Here is a 14,807-nt window from a genome sequence, read left to right on the forward strand (position 1 = left end):
TGTAATTAAAGCTAGAATTAAAGTAACTTTTATAGTTTTATAGTATTTCATCTTTTCGTTGTTGTTTGCTGTTTTTCAATTTATTATTTCGATTTGCGCCATTGCTGTTACCACAGATCTTGAGAGCACTCTTTTTTGGGTGCAAAGGCTTTTGAATTTATGTTGTTTTTTAGGAAAGTACACTGCCGTTGCCAGTTGCAGCCCAACGCAGGCAGTGCGTTTCCAAACTAACTAATTCAATTAATTGATTTACGATACTGTAAAAAAGAAGATTTGCTAAGAATAAAAGGGAGTACCTTTTGCGCATAAAAAATGGCATGGAACTCAGCTTATTGCCCTTGAGGTACTGGTATACCGTGCAACAATAAGTGAGCCCACGCCATGGGACGTGAGCATCATACTTATCATCTAGTTGCAAAAATTACCAGTTTTCAAGAGCTAGATTCTAAGCGAATGCTTCAATATTTTATTTGAAGGATCGCAAAAATACAATTCATTTCTGAATAGGAAACAAATATAGAAATATTTTTCAAATACTGGCATATATCCCAATAATTTTTTTACTAATAAAATGGAAATTGCTTGAAAACATATTGAAATGGAAATAAATGCAGATTTACAAAAATATATAGGAAAAAGAATTTCTGAAATAAGATTAAAGAATAACCAAACTCAACAGGACATTGAATTTTTGACCGGTATTGATTCTGCTGAGGTTAGTAAGTATGAAAGTGGTAAACGAAATTTAACTCTAAAAACTTTAATGAAGTTTGCTAGAGCTTTACAAGTTCATCCTAAAGAGTTATTTGATTTTGAATTTGATATTAAAAAATACCGAGTTGATGAGTAAACAAAAAAATAAAAATTTGAAAGATGCTAAGGCATCTTTTTTTATTACCTAATTGGAAAACCTTAAAGAATTTTAGAAAGGGTTTTGTACGTTAGTTATTGAATATAAATTATCCAAATGAATTCGCAGTAATTTAACCAAAAAGGATTCATATCGATGGTCAGTTCGCACATGTATACAAGAATTACCGGGTTATAATAATAGTAAATCAACTGAAATTTATACTCAAGTAAGTACGAAAAGTATTCATCAAATAAAAGTCCATTTGATAATTTGTAAGATAATAATTAAAATGTATATTTGAATGTTATACGCTACTAAGTAGCGCCTATCCACCCAAAATAAGATGTATATGCGCTACTTTATAGCGCATATATACAAGTTAGCGGAAACCCTTGGAGAACTCAAGAAAAAATGAGTAAAATAACTTAATCCTATAATAATGTTTGATTTTCGTTTACAAGTATTTCACAAAGTAGCAAAACGACTTAATTTTACAAAAGCTGCCGAAGAATTATTTATTACGCAGCCAGCAGTTTCAAAACACATACAAGAAATTGAAAGTTTTCTGAAAACTAAACTTTTTGAAAGAAATGGCTCAAAGGTAAAATTAACAAAAGCAGGACTTATATTATTTTCTCATACCGAAAAAATATTTGAAACCTATCGTAATTTAGAATTTGAAATTAATTCTCTTTCTCAAAATTTCAACGGAAAATTAAGAATTGGTGCGAGTACAACAATTGCTCAATATCTTTTACCTGAAATTTTAGCATCATTTCATAAAAAATTTGACCAACTTATCGTTTCTTTAGAAGCTAATAATACAGAACAAATTGAAATTGCGCTGCAAAAAAATGAAATTGATTTGGGTATCATAGAAGGAAAATCCAAAAAAGCCTATCTAAAATATACCGAATTTGTCAAAGACGAAATTGTTTTAGTTTCAAATAGCACAAATCCTCTCTCAAAAAGACAAAACATTACTATTGATGAGCTGAAAAACATTCCTCTCTTGTTTCGCGAGCAAGGATCAGGAACACTAGAAGTTATTGCACATCATTTAAAATCTTTGAATGTAAAAATTTCAGATTTAAAAATTGAAATGCAATTAGGCAGCACTGAAAGTATTAAAAATTATATACTTCAGAGCAACACTATGACTTTTATATCATTACATTCCATATACAAAGAACTTAAAGAAAATAAATTTACAATAATAGATGTTCAACATTTGTCTATCGAAAGGAGTTTTTACTTTATCCAACAACAAGGTCAAGTTGAGGCTTTACCCGAATTATTTATGAAATTTGCCAATCATTATAACTTTAAGTAATGACGCATAACTTTTTACAATTTCCAACATATCCTTTATTTCCAGAAATTTGTACCAACAATAATATATAAAGTAAGATGGAAAATCAAAAAGGATTCAAAAATTTATTAGACAAAAGTATAACCACGAGAGAAGTGTTTTTTTTATTAGCAGTTGTACTCTGCTTGTCTCCATTAATATCACCGCCAATTGCCCTACTTATGGGTTTAATAATTGCGCAATTTATTGGACATCCATATTTACATCTAAATCATAAAGCAACTCATATATTATTACAGGTTTCTGTTGTTGGTTTGGGCTTTGGAATGAATGTTACAAGTGCATTAAAAGCGGGTAAAGAAGGTATTTTATTTACAATAGTTTCTATTATTGGAACATTAGTAATTGGTTTCTTTATGGGTAAGTTTTTAAAGATAGAAAAAAAGACTTCTTACTTAATATCAGCTGGAACAGCCATTTGTGGTGGAAGTGCTATTGCTGCTATTTCTCCTGTAATAAAGGCAGAAGAAAAACAGATATCGGTTGCATTAGGAACCATATTTATTCTAAATTCTGTAGCCTTATTTTTATTTCCTTTTATTGGGCATCAGTTAAATTTATCACAATCACAATTTGGAATGTGGTGTGCAATTGCTATTCACGATACCAGTTCAGTTGTAGGTGCAGCAAGTAAATATGGTCCGCAAGCTTTAGAGATTGCTACAACTGTTAAATTAGCACGAGCATTATGGATAATTCCTGTTGCTTTTTTATCAACTTTTATTTTTAAAAATAAAGACAGTAAAATAAAAATTCCTTACTTTATTGGATTATTTGTTCTTGCAATGATTGCAAATACCTATATTCCTTTTGTTCAACAATACAATCATTATTTAACAAATTTTGCAAAAGCAGGATTAACGCTTACCTTGTTTTTAATAGGATGTGGATTGAATAGAAAAACAATATCCTCTGTTGGATTTAAACCATTAATTCAAGGTGTAATTCTATGGGTGATTATAGCAACTGCTGCACTTTGGGCTGTAACAACTTTAACAAACTAATAAATTAAAAATATGAAAAATGAATTCAAAATTGGAATGTTAATACTATTCTTTAGTATTATTGCTACCAAAACTCAAGCGCAACAAATCTTTGACGGCAACATAAAAAATAATTCTTTAGCAATAAGTCCAACCGAAAATATTGCATTAGCATCAAACAGCGACGTAAATTTCGTAAGTGTTTATAATCTAAAATCTCGTAAATTAATAAAAAAGATACCTGGATTCATCAGTCCAAGAAACATCATTTTTTCGCCTGATGGAATGAAGTTTTACATCACTGACAGCAGCACCGGATTTTTAACTGTACTGGAAACAAAGAACTTTAAAATCATTGAAAAATATGCGGTAGGCTTTGGAGCATTTGGTTCAGCAATTAGCAACAATGGTCAAGAAATTTATATTAATAATGAGGCAACAAATACAGTAACGGTAATTGACCTTTCAAGTAAATCGGTAAAAAAAATAATAACAGGTTTTGCCGAACCAAGACAAGGTATTAAATTAAACGCAACAAATACAAAGATTTACGTGACCAATTTTGCCAGCGACGCTATTTCTGTTGTGGACGCAGCAACTTTAAAAATCGATACAACTATTACTGGTTTTAGCAAAATAAGAGCTATCTCTATTACTAAAGATGGTGAAACATTATTTGCTGCTAATAGTGGTTCCAATTCCATTGCAGTAGTTAATTTAAATACAGGTATAATCGCTAAAACAATTTCTGTAGGCAAAGATCCTTATGGCGCATCATTATCTTCAGATGAAAACATTTTATTGAGTGGAAATAAAGAAGATAATTCTCTTTCAATAATTGATGTACCAACACTAACTAATATTGGAGTGATAACAGGATTTAATGAACCAAGACAAGCGATTGTTTACTCTAAAAACGGTAAAAATGTATTTGTACTAAACAAAGATTTATCTATTAGTGTAGTTAATCTTTCTGAAAAGAAAATAATATATAGTATTCAGAATTAATAAATTTCCTAAAAAAGGTAAAAGGGCTATCCGCTAACAGCCGTTTCTCGCAATTGCGAATTTTGTGGTAAGTTCTCGTTCTCGTTTCGCAAGAATTTTTATCTTTAACAGAAAATAAAAAGTTCCGAACTTCGCAACTGACGAGAAGCGGCGGAACGTCAGGCTGTGAAAAAACCTCTTTTTTGCGTTAAAATCTTCAATTTTTCCTTTTCTACAATCCAAAAGAAAGCCTTTTAAGAAAGGTCTTTTTTAGGCTGCTAATTTTAAACTGGAAAAAAAGAACTCTAAATTCAGCTTTAAATAACTCGTTTTTAGCAAAAACAAGACTTTTGCCTTGTAGGGTGAGTTCCATTTTTTGAGTTTGGCAATCAAATCGGGAACGCCTAGGATATTGATACTGCGTTTGATGTTATACACCAGCATAATCAGGCTGTGTTCTCCGTTTACTTTTTCTAATCCCGTTAAGTTGGTATGGTTATAGCCCCATTGTCGTTTGATGGTGCCAAAAATATGTTCATTAATTTCTTGCCTCATGCGGTACAACTGCGCATTTGCATGGTAACGCTTGTTGTTTTCTTCTACGGCATCGGCATATTGGCTTCGGTCGATTTCTCTGCCTGCAGCTCTACTTGTACATAAATGCTTTACGGGACATTCTTTGCATTTTGGGGTTCGGTATTTTTTAAAATTATAACTGTCTTTATCTGTAGTTTTCTTATGCCAACTGCCTGTAGTTTTTAGTGTTTCGCCTTGTGGGCAAGTATAAGTATCGGTGTCGTGATCGTATTGAAATTGGGCTACCAAATAAGCCTTGGTCGTACCGTTTTCGTTACTTTTTCCTTGTTCAGGCTGTGCTACAATGGTAGTTATGTTGGCTTGTTTGCAGATTTCTATTTGTTTGCCATTATGGTAACCTTTATCGACCAATGCAGTATAGGTTTCGATACCCAGATTCTCTTTGGCTTCTATGGCAATAGCTGACAAAGCACTGCGATCATTCTTATTGATGGTGTGCGTGGCTACAACAAGATTATTTTTAGCATCGACTGCGGCTTGAACATTAAACGAAATTTCAACTACTTGTCCTTGAACTAGTAATGCTCTGGCATCACTGTCAGTTGTGCTTATTTGAGGCTCGCCACTTGCTTTTAGTTTTTCTTCCAGTTGCTCATAACGCAATTTGTTCCCTTTCAATCGGTCTAACTTTTGTTGGATATTTTGGATTATAGCTGGATTATCTTTGCCGTCATTTTCTTCCAAGGTATCCAAGTATTCTTGGGTCTTAGCTTCAATATAAGCTAAGTGTTTGTCTATTTTCTTTTGGTTAAAATTGGCTTTCTTACTATTGTGCGCGCGACTTTTGGTGCCATCAATAGCTATAGTTTCACCGCCTATTAAGTCAGAATCTTTTAAAAAGAGAACATAGAGTTTGAATAATTTTTTCAAAGCAATAGGATTGTCTTTTCTAAAATCTGAGATGCTGTGGTAATTGGGACGAATATCCTCTAAAAGCCATTGCATTTCGATGTTTCTCAAACATTCCTTTTCTAGATCACGGCCACTTCTGATTCCGTTGAGATAACCGTATAAATACATCTTTAGAAATACTTTACTATTGAAACTTGGGCGACCTTCGGTCTTGAGCGTTTTTACAGCAAAATCGAGTTTAGAGAGGTCAATATATTCGACAAAGGCATCTATAAATCGCACCTGATTATCGGGACTTATAGTGTCTTCTAAACTTGAAAAACGCATTTGTTGACGGGAAATACCTGTGATATGTTGCATTCTTAAAAATACGAAAAATCTTCTTTTTATACTAGTATTTTGTTATATTTGATGATAATACAACGGAGGTTTTTTCACAGACTGACGTTGGCAGACATATTATGACGAAACTACAAACAACAACATTCTTCTTCTTAATCATTCTTTTTGCAAATTGTAAAAAGAACGATTATGATATTGAATTTAACAAACAAGTTTTGACGGAAATTTTGCCAAGCATCATAGACTCAACTTGCGTTGATACTAGAATATTATCAAATGCTCCACCACCATATGGGAAAATGATTTTTGATAAAGAAGGTCGATATGTGAAAATTGATTCTACAAAAGCAACGGCGGAAGAAATTCAAAGATTGAAAAATTGGAAAAAAGATATTGCAGAAATAGAAAAAGATACTTCAAAAGTTATTATAGCCTTTGACCCAAAAATTTCTCCCTACGAAAAAGAATATGAATTAATTGTGAGTAAAGATTTTCCAAAAGATACTTTGAAAAAATTGATAGTTAATAAAACAAAGGAATACTTCCTAAATTACAAAAACATAAGATTGAATGGCAAATTCAAACTAAAAAACATAAACGAATTCGAAAAAGAGAATGTTTTTGAAAGAAAATATCAATTTAACTTTTCAGGAATATTGAGAGTTTCAGGAATAAAATTTGATAAAAAACAAGAAAACGGAATTCTTGAAGTGGGATTTATTTGCGGACGAGAATGTGGATATGGTAATAAAATCTATATCAGAAAAGTAAAAAACAAGTGGAAAATAATTAAAATGGAAAGAAATTGGATTTCGTAAAAAAAATACGCCTGCCAACAGCTAGAGATTCGTTGCGTGCGCAGCACGAACAATGAAACTCCGGTTGAACGGAACCGTTCACTGGCAGGAACTATGGAGTTATCGTAAAGTTTTAAAGGAGAATTTCAAGAGGATTTAGTGTCCTCTTTTTTTTTGAGAAGGATTTTGGGTTTAGTTTCGTATTTTCGGTCACTTATGAACACACGTTCCCTTACCCATAAAATTAGTTTTGACAGGGAATTGTGTTGTGGCTACTGCCAAAAAACCATCGATAGCTATGGTTTCGCAACCTATCAAATCAGCATCTTTCAAGAATGAAACAAATAGTTTGAAAGGGTTATTAAATGCGATCAGGTTATTTTTCTAAAATCTGTAATGCTGTGGTAATTGCGACGAATGCCTTCTAAAAGCCATTGCATTTCAACGTTTCTTAAACATTCCTTTTCTAGATCTCGATCATTCCTGACCCCGTTGAAATAACAATATAAATACATCTTTAGAAATACTTTATTATTGAAACTCGAACGACCTTCAGTCTTGAGCGCTTTTACAGCACAATCGAGTTTAGAGAAGTCTATATATTCGACAAAAGCATATATTAATAACACCAAATTATCAGGCTTATAGTATCTTTTAAACTTGAAAAACACATTTGATGGCGGCAAATTCCGGTAGTGTGTTGCATTCTTAAAAATACGAAAAATCTTCTTTTTACACAAGTATTTTGCTATATTTGGTGAGAATACAACGGAGGTTTTTTCACAGGCTGACGTTATGGGCAATTTGTGGGCAAGAATATCAAATATAGAATAAATGGCAAAACAGCAGATTGAAGATAAAATTCGAGATAAACTCGCTATAAAACTTAACCTAATTGAAGATGGATTGACATATATTGATGACGAATATCATCTCAAAAATCCAAATGGAGCTGGTGGTTTTGTAGATATATTTGCCAATGATACCAATAATAACTTTGTAATTATAGAGGTAAAGCGTTCAGACGCCGCATCAAGAGAAGCGATTACAGAACTTTCAAAATATGTTGCCCTTCTAAAGCGAAAAAAAAATCTTAAGAATAGTGAAATACGGTTAATTGTAATTTCGACACATTGGCATGAATTATTAGTCCCATTTTCAGAGTTTTATCATGCAACTAATTATCAGTTGAGTGGTTTTAAGCTTACTGTTGACAAAGATTATAACCCAATTTCAGTTGAAAAAATTGAAGCACTTCCTGAAATTGAGGGTAGAAATATTTGTAGGCGACATTTTATTAGATATTATAAAACTTATGAAGATTTACTTGATTCAAAAAAAGAAATTGTTAAGCAAGCCACTACTTTAGGTATACACGACTATATTCTTGTAGTATTTAATTTGAATTTTGTGGACCCATTTTATGGAGCAACAAAAGTACTTTATTGGGCGCCACAACTCAAATCGCGTGAATTTTATATTGAAAAGCTTACTGAAGTTCTAGATTCAGAAAGTCTTAATGAAATATTAGAAACAATAGAAGAACTTGATGATGAAGATGCATTAGACGAATTATCTGAAAGATTAGACGGTGAGATTGATGTAACTTGTGAAACTTGCGAAATTGGATATCCAGAAAAATTAACCGATCGACTCATTGAAATGTGGAGTCTCGAAAAAGTTTTCAAACTTGGAGTTTTTCAGGAAGATGAACGTCTTTCTGAATCTATGATTCTGATGGATTTGAAAGGTCTTAATGGAGCATCATTTATGCATTTTTTCTCTACGCTAAAAAGTGAAAACCGCTCAAAATTTAACGAAATTGAATCGAATATAGAAACTCCGTTTTTCAACAACTCAATTTGGAAACATGATGTCAAAGACATTATTTCTTATTGCAAGAAAAAGACTCATTCAACCATGTTAATTTCTATTTTTAATAAAGACGACATTTTTGAAACCATTTGGCAATCAATTTCTTGTAGAGACTCAAAATTGTGGGCACCTCGTTTTTTTGTTATAGTTGATCCAAATGATTCCTCTAAAGCCGTTGAGTTTTTTAGTGGAGAAATTGTTTGGGAAAGAAAACAGTTTGAGATAAATAACATAATTCAAGAATCGTTTGAAAACTTCGAAGAATATCTTTTTGCAAGACATTTTGGAGAACAAAGGCAACATAATCATTTGCTTATGGAAAAAATGGGATTGAAATATGTTACCAACTACAAAAAAGTCGGTAAAGAAGTCGAAACGGATTTGAACGACATTTTGATTCGTAATAAAACAATATCTGAAAAAAGCAAAATCGAAACTGTGCCTTTTGATACATTTCTTACAGAAAATATAAACGAGTTAATGATTCTGTTCAATTACTTTGAAAATGCGCATTTAGGTAATGGAATGTTCGCAAATTTTTAAATTCAAACTGCCCATAACACAGGCTATAATAAATTGCTGCCTTTCAATTAAATAGAACCACTTTTTTTCATAACTTCCAACCTGGTAACAGAGAATACTCAGCTTCGAAAGCCGCAACTTCTCATAGCCTGGAAACGTTAGCAATAATACTAAAACAACATTAGATTTATGAATGAAAATTTTGAATGGGAACAGTTTAAAAGTGAAATAAACTCTTTGTCAGAAAAAGGTAAAATTATTTATGAATCTAAACCAAAAAACAATAACGAATTTGATGTTTTTTCTGAAAACTATAAACTTTGGAAAATTGAAGTTATAACTTTTTTAACTAATTCATTTAGTGCAGAAAACTACTTTGTCCAAAATTTCAAAATTTCAAATTCTAATAGATATAACTTTGGGAATACTCAAAACCAATTGAACAACAAATTAAAGAGAAAAATGAAGACTTAAATTCTGACCTTCGATATATCAATTTCATAATAAATATCGTTAGCGTATCTGATGTTTTAACTAAGCCAAATGAAATTGACTTATCAATTAGACAAAACTATACTTCGGATGAAATCCTAGAACTTATTCTTGAAAAATTGTATGATTTATATGGAGATGGAATTTACCCCATTTTACAAATATTGGAAGGAAATGGAATTACTTTGAAAAAAAGACGAGAAGAATTTGATTATGTTTCTATACTTGAACAAAATGGCTATGTTAACAGCAACAATATCGCAAGACAAGCTGACGCACAATTGACATTAAATGGGAAAATATATATTGAAGAAAAACGAAGACTAACTGTTCCAAATTATAGCTCAATTAATTATGATAATGAAGAACTTAGTATCAAAATAGACGATTTGAAAATTCAATTAGAAAAGTTAGGTTTTGGTCAACAAATAATCTTCGAGGAACTTGAAGAATTAAAAGAATATTATACTTACTTAAACAAACAAAGTTGGGCACAATTATTCAAAGGAAAATTAATCGATTTAGGTTTATCACAAGTTATTAATGCTGATATAATGAAATTAATGTATGAATCAATTGTACATGATACACTTAGAATCCAATAAGTACTATTAGCAGTAATTATAAAAAAAACGATCGAATGAAGAAAATATTATTATTGACTTTAACACTTATTTCTTTATCAACTTATAGTCAGGAAGAAAAAATACAAATGATATCCAAATATGACAATCCTGAATTTGGTTCAAAAGAATTTATAATACAGAACTTTCAAGGTATTGAAAAACTAAATATTGTTTTTTCAAATTCTGAAAAATTGAAAGATAAAAACTTTAAAATAATTATTCGTAAATACAAAAACGGTCAAATAGAAATTGAAAAAAATGTAATAGATACTAAAAATGAAGAGCTACCAAAAATTGGAAAAAACTTCAATTTTTCAATTGTAAGCCAGCATATTTTACAAAACGAAAAGATTGGATTTTACTTTCCAAATTTTTTTAATAAACAAATTTTTGAAATTAATAAGAAATTCAAAGATGGCTCATTTCTACTCAGAGATGTGTGCGGAAATGAATCTGATAAAATTGATTTTGAACTTGGAAAAGAAACACAAATTGCTTTAATTACACCGCCAAATGACAATCCAGATAAAGGCAATTTAGGATATTGTGAAGTATCAAAAGGGAATATTGATGTTGAAAAATGGTATGAAAAATATAAAATTTCGGAATTTTTCTTAATCTACTTAATTGTTGAAGAATAATAACTGTTGCTAACAGCCGTTTGGCAAGATTTGGGTCTTACGCTTAATTTAAAATTTATCTTGTCTTTGGAAAATTTACGATAACCCGATAAATAAATCTTAATTTAGTCCCAAACCCGCTGAGTACCGGAACGTCAGGCTCTGAAAAAACCTCATTAAATTTAGAAAGTATTCGGAGGGCTACCAAAAAAAATCTCAAATATGAGAATCTTAAGAGGTAGATTTTAGTTTTTTCACAGACTGACGTTGGAGGCAATTTTACGAACCGACGTAACCACAAAACAGACACAAATATTTAATAATTTTCAGAACATAAATGAAACAATTTTTTAGACTAACAATACTTGCAACAACAATTCTATTTACAAGTTGCAATTTATCAGCACAGCAAAAAGACAACTATTCAACAAAAATTGACAGTTTACTACTAACTAAAAATCCGAGAGATTTTAACGGAGTAGTTTACATTCAACAAAACGGAAAATTGAAATATGCTAAAGCATACGGATTTGCTAATTTAAACAAAAAATCACCTCTAAAAATCGACGACAAATTCTCTACAATGTCGATAGCAAAACAATTTACGGCTACGCTTATCTTACAAGAAGTTGAAAAAGGAACGATTGATTTGCAGACGCCTATTCGTAAATATTTACCTAATTTAAAATATTCTTGGGCAGATACCGTTTCAGTTCATCAATTGCTTAACAACACCTCGGGTTTGTACAGCGAAAGTATAGATAAGCCTTTGAAATTTAGACCAGGTACTGCATTCAATTACTCAAACGTTGGTTATTTTGTGGCTGGAATGGTTTTGGAAAAGCAAAGTGGAAAAAGTTTTGAAACTTTAATATCGGCATTATTTAAGAAATGTAAAATGAACAATAGCTATTATCCGGACGAAACCAATAGTATTTTTTTGACCAAAGGACACCTTATAAAAAAAGAGGGAACGATAATGCAATTTGAAAAAATCAGCTTAACACCTGACCAGTATTGGGGAAGTCATTTAATTGTTACCGCATCAGATTTAGCCAAATGGAACGAATGTTTGCATAATGGAAAATTATTAAAACCAGCTACTTACAAACTGATGACTAATTATTCTATTACCAACAAACATCAACTTTTTAGTGAAAATCCTATTGGTTATGGTTATGGTTTGCGAATTAATGATAAAGACGACATCTATGAAATTGGACATACTGGTTTTCATCCAAGCGAAGGATTTACGGCAGTAAATTTATATTACCCTAAAACCAAAACAAGTGTCATAGTGATGGAAAATCAAGCCCATGAAAACTTTGAAATTGCTTATTATTTCGAGCAGGAAATTAGAAAAATAGTTAAAGAAAGTAAACTTTTGAAATAAATCGCTTCAATAAAAAAAGCACTATTGCTGTTTTGCAGTATAATATCATTTATAGTAAATGCACAAACAAATCACAGGAAATAATTAAAAATTAGTCGAACAAAGCAAGCTGAGCAAATGCTCGGCTTTCTTATTTTACATCATTAAGCAAACCCGAAAGGGTGTCTTTATATTTTCTTGGAAACGAAAGCATCAAGAATATTAAACAAGGTCTGTTTTTCTTCATCTGACAGCGTTTCTTTAAATGTCAATTTTTCCATTAAACTTTTATCGTTGGAATGAATGTCTCTTATTTCTTCGGCAGACGCAAACAGTTCGGCAATCGAGCAACCCATTGCTTTTGTAATTTTTTCAATCGTAGAAAATGATGGGTAAGTTTTATTGTTTTCTATACGACTAAATTGTGATTTGTAGATACTTGCCTGCCAAAACAATAAATAGCAGATGTTTCATTCGATTGTTTTTGATATAGAAATAGAAGACAAGAGATAAACGGGTTATTATAATTATATTTCGTATCTATATTGTCAGGTTCAACCTGACAATATAGCTTTGGTATGTATATCGTACTAAATAAATAATTGTTGATATTATTATATTTTGTTTCATTGTAGTCAGGTTAAACCTGATATGTTAACTATGAGGCATAAATTTATATCTACACAATCTAATTAGATTTACTGCATTCGAAATTTTGATTAAAAGCTGGATAGTTCTATATGCACTATTATGCCAAATTATTTAACGAAGCTAAAAAAAAATTCTGGTGCAAATCACGAAGTGTAGATGATTTATTTTAAACTATGTCATTAATTTTTTGGAACGTTGGCAAAGAAGTGGCGACTGAAATGTAAAACGTACTTTTAATACCGTAAAAAGGAGAATGTTGGAGTTATCAAACAAGTAGTTCGTTAAATGAAGCTAATAAATAAATGAGTTGTGCACGGTGAGAAAAAATATATAAAGACAATTATTTATTATAAACTTATATTTGAAAAAAGGCTTTAATTATAAAAACCGAAGTCTAGACTTTTCAACTTACACTTTTTGCGATAGTGTCCAGAATTCCATTTATATCTGAATATTTAAAAAAATATTGCTTTCAATACTAAGTGTCAATTATACTTATACATTAGAAACCAATTAAAATTAGTATTTTAGGCTAAATCAGATAATAATCTAAAAAAAAACCACTTCTCTTTAACAAAAAGTATCTTTTAAAAATAATTACAAATATTAAAACGTTTTAATGAAGCCTACACCTAATTGTTTGCCATTATAGAAAGGTGCTATAGCTGACATACTATTTTTTTCTTTGGATTTGAATATTTTTTCTTGTATCCATGGATTGATCCAATAGGCAACTTTTGTACTTAAAATTCCAATTCCAGCACCTGCAACCACATCTGTTAGCCAATGTTTGTCGTTGTAAATTCTGAATGCTCCTGTACCAGTAGCAATTATATATCCTGAAATTCCATACCATATTGAGACATCTTTATACTCTTGCCAAAGGAACTCTGCGCCTGCAAAAGCCGTGGCTGTATGTCCAGATGGAAAAGAATTGAAACCACTACCATCAGGTCTTTCGACTTGTGTAATTGATTTTAAACTTAAAACTGATGCTGAGATAATTAAATAAGAAGTACCGAGTATTATGGTTCTGTCTTTAAAATTATGTTTTCCTTTTATGCCCAAAGCATTTAATCCGTAAACTGATAAAGCTGGTGCATATTGCGAGAAATCGTCAATGGTTACTTTTTTATCGATATCTTCATTTACTTCTTCTTTTATTTGAGTATTGAAGAGTTTTAATTGATCACTTTCAATACCAATTACACCATAACCTATTAAAACGGACGGAATGATTAGTTGTTTTAATTTGAATTTATGCGTGCTGTCGGTTTTCGGAATAGTATCTGTATCAATTTTCTTCTCTTGAACACTTTCAATCTGGTTCTGTGCATGCAATGTAGCTATACTTAATAATGAAAATAAAATGGTTTTAAACATGGTAAATAATTTAAAAGGTTACGCGTAGTTTTATACCATTATGATTTCATTGTTAAGATTAGTATTCCGCCTATAATCATCAAACCACCCAAAGCTATGCGCCAAGTAAATTGTTCGTTTAGAAATATAAAAGAAAGTACTAGTGTGATAATTATACTTCCTTTATCGATTAATGCCACTTCGGAGACTGTGCCTATTTTTATTGCTCTATAATAAAAGACCCAAGAAATTGCCGTTGTTAGAGCCGAAACACCTAACAACAAAACATCTTTTTTGGTAAGATTAGAGAAATCTTTATAATTATTAAAAACTATGATGTTAAACCAAATAAAAATAAATACGAATGAAGTCCGAATAGCCAAGCCTGTATCGGAAGCTACATTCTTTAAACCTGCTTTAGCAACTACCGATGTCAAACCAGCGAAGAACATCGATATTAGAGCAAAAATTTGATACTGTTTCATAACTTAATTAGTTTAAATT

15 protein-coding genes are annotated in these 14,807 nt (G+C 31.0%); 10 read left to right on the forward strand and 5 right to left on the reverse strand.

The features are described from left to right. The first annotated feature begins 598 nt into the window (after nucleotides 1-598). The 4 genes from Q1W72_RS06005 (at nucleotide 599) to Q1W72_RS06020 (ending at nucleotide 4,216) form a co-directional block, all read left to right on the forward strand. Complete coding sequence (locus Q1W72_RS06005; protein ID WP_302137623.1) at nucleotides 599-850, forward strand: helix-turn-helix domain-containing protein; 252 nt, start codon at nucleotides 599-601, stop codon at nucleotides 848-850. A gap of 442 nt (nucleotides 851-1,292) precedes the next feature. Further along, entirely contained in the window at nucleotides 1,293-2,186 is an 894-nt protein-coding gene (locus Q1W72_RS06010) for a LysR family transcriptional regulator (RefSeq protein WP_302137624.1), read from the forward strand. A gap of 77 nt (nucleotides 2,187-2,263) precedes the next feature. Next, on the forward strand, nucleotides 2,264-3,229 hold the full coding sequence (locus tag Q1W72_RS06015) for a YeiH family protein (protein ID WP_302137625.1): 966 nt from the start codon (nucleotides 2,264-2,266) through the stop codon (nucleotides 3,227-3,229). A gap of 12 nt (nucleotides 3,230-3,241) precedes the next feature. Next, complete coding sequence (locus Q1W72_RS06020; protein ID WP_302137627.1) at nucleotides 3,242-4,216, forward strand: beta-propeller fold lactonase family protein; 975 nt, start codon at nucleotides 3,242-3,244, stop codon at nucleotides 4,214-4,216. A gap of 249 nt (nucleotides 4,217-4,465) precedes the next feature. Here the strand turns inward: Q1W72_RS06020 and Q1W72_RS06025 are convergent, their stop codons facing one another. Next, a complete protein-coding gene (locus Q1W72_RS06025; RefSeq protein ID WP_302135917.1) occupies nucleotides 4,466-6,004 on the reverse strand; it encodes an IS1182 family transposase in 1,539 nt (512 codons plus the stop codon). Nucleotides 6,005-6,105: 101 nt separating this feature from the next. Here Q1W72_RS06025 and Q1W72_RS06030 point away from each other — a divergent pair, with 101 nt between their 5' ends. Then, nucleotides 6,106-6,804, forward strand: a complete 699-nt coding sequence (locus Q1W72_RS06030; RefSeq protein WP_302137628.1) for a hypothetical protein — start codon at nucleotides 6,106-6,108, stop codon at nucleotides 6,802-6,804. Between the two features lie 350 nt (nucleotides 6,805-7,154). Here Q1W72_RS06030 and Q1W72_RS06035 read toward each other — a convergent pair whose 3' ends face one another. Then, a complete protein-coding gene (locus Q1W72_RS06035; RefSeq protein ID WP_302137924.1) occupies nucleotides 7,155-7,298 on the reverse strand; it encodes a transposase in 144 nt (47 codons plus the stop codon). Nucleotides 7,299-7,617: 319 nt separating this feature from the next. Between Q1W72_RS06035 and Q1W72_RS06040 the strand changes: the two genes are divergently transcribed. The 5 genes from Q1W72_RS06040 to Q1W72_RS06060 all read left to right on the forward strand — a co-directional run bounded on the left by Q1W72_RS06040 (nucleotide 7,618) and on the right by Q1W72_RS06060 (nucleotide 12,311). Then, complete coding sequence (locus Q1W72_RS06040; protein ID WP_302137629.1) at nucleotides 7,618-9,201, forward strand: endonuclease NucS domain-containing protein; 1,584 nt, start codon at nucleotides 7,618-7,620, stop codon at nucleotides 9,199-9,201. A gap of 168 nt (nucleotides 9,202-9,369) precedes the next feature. Further along, nucleotides 9,370-9,654, forward strand: a complete 285-nt coding sequence (locus Q1W72_RS06045; RefSeq protein WP_302137630.1) for a hypothetical protein — start codon at nucleotides 9,370-9,372, stop codon at nucleotides 9,652-9,654. 137 nt (nucleotides 9,655-9,791) lie between these two features. Continuing rightward, nucleotides 9,792-10,277 (forward strand): hypothetical protein, encoded by a 486-nt coding sequence (locus Q1W72_RS06050; RefSeq protein ID WP_302137632.1) that lies wholly within the window; start codon nucleotides 9,792-9,794, stop codon nucleotides 10,275-10,277. Between the two features lie 35 nt (nucleotides 10,278-10,312). Next, nucleotides 10,313-10,939, forward strand: a complete 627-nt coding sequence (locus Q1W72_RS06055; protein ID WP_302137634.1) for a hypothetical protein — start codon at nucleotides 10,313-10,315, stop codon at nucleotides 10,937-10,939. 316 nt (nucleotides 10,940-11,255) lie between these two features. Next, nucleotides 11,256-12,311 (forward strand): serine hydrolase, encoded by a 1,056-nt coding sequence (locus Q1W72_RS06060; RefSeq protein WP_302137635.1) that lies wholly within the window; start codon nucleotides 11,256-11,258, stop codon nucleotides 12,309-12,311. Between the two features lie 167 nt (nucleotides 12,312-12,478). Here Q1W72_RS06060 and Q1W72_RS06065 read toward each other — a convergent pair whose 3' ends face one another. From Q1W72_RS06065 to Q1W72_RS06075, 3 genes are all read right to left on the reverse strand, one after another. After that, entirely contained in the window at nucleotides 12,479-12,745 is a 267-nt protein-coding gene (locus Q1W72_RS06065) for a helix-turn-helix domain-containing protein (RefSeq protein WP_302137636.1), read from the reverse strand. 802 nt (nucleotides 12,746-13,547) lie between these two features. Next, nucleotides 13,548-14,324, reverse strand: a complete 777-nt coding sequence (locus tag Q1W72_RS06070; protein WP_099715583.1) for a phosphatase PAP2 family protein — start codon at nucleotides 14,322-14,324, stop codon at nucleotides 13,548-13,550. Between the two features lie 38 nt (nucleotides 14,325-14,362). Next, nucleotides 14,363-14,788, reverse strand: coding sequence for an EamA family transporter (locus Q1W72_RS06075; protein ID WP_099715582.1), 426 nt, complete (start codon nucleotides 14,786-14,788; stop codon nucleotides 14,363-14,365). Between the last annotated feature and the right edge of the window lie 19 nt (nucleotides 14,789-14,807).

Source organism: Flavobacterium sp. ZE23DGlu08 (genome assembly GCF_030505335.1).
Classification (GTDB): Bacteria; Bacteroidota; Bacteroidia; order Flavobacteriales; family Flavobacteriaceae; genus Flavobacterium; species Flavobacterium algoritolerans.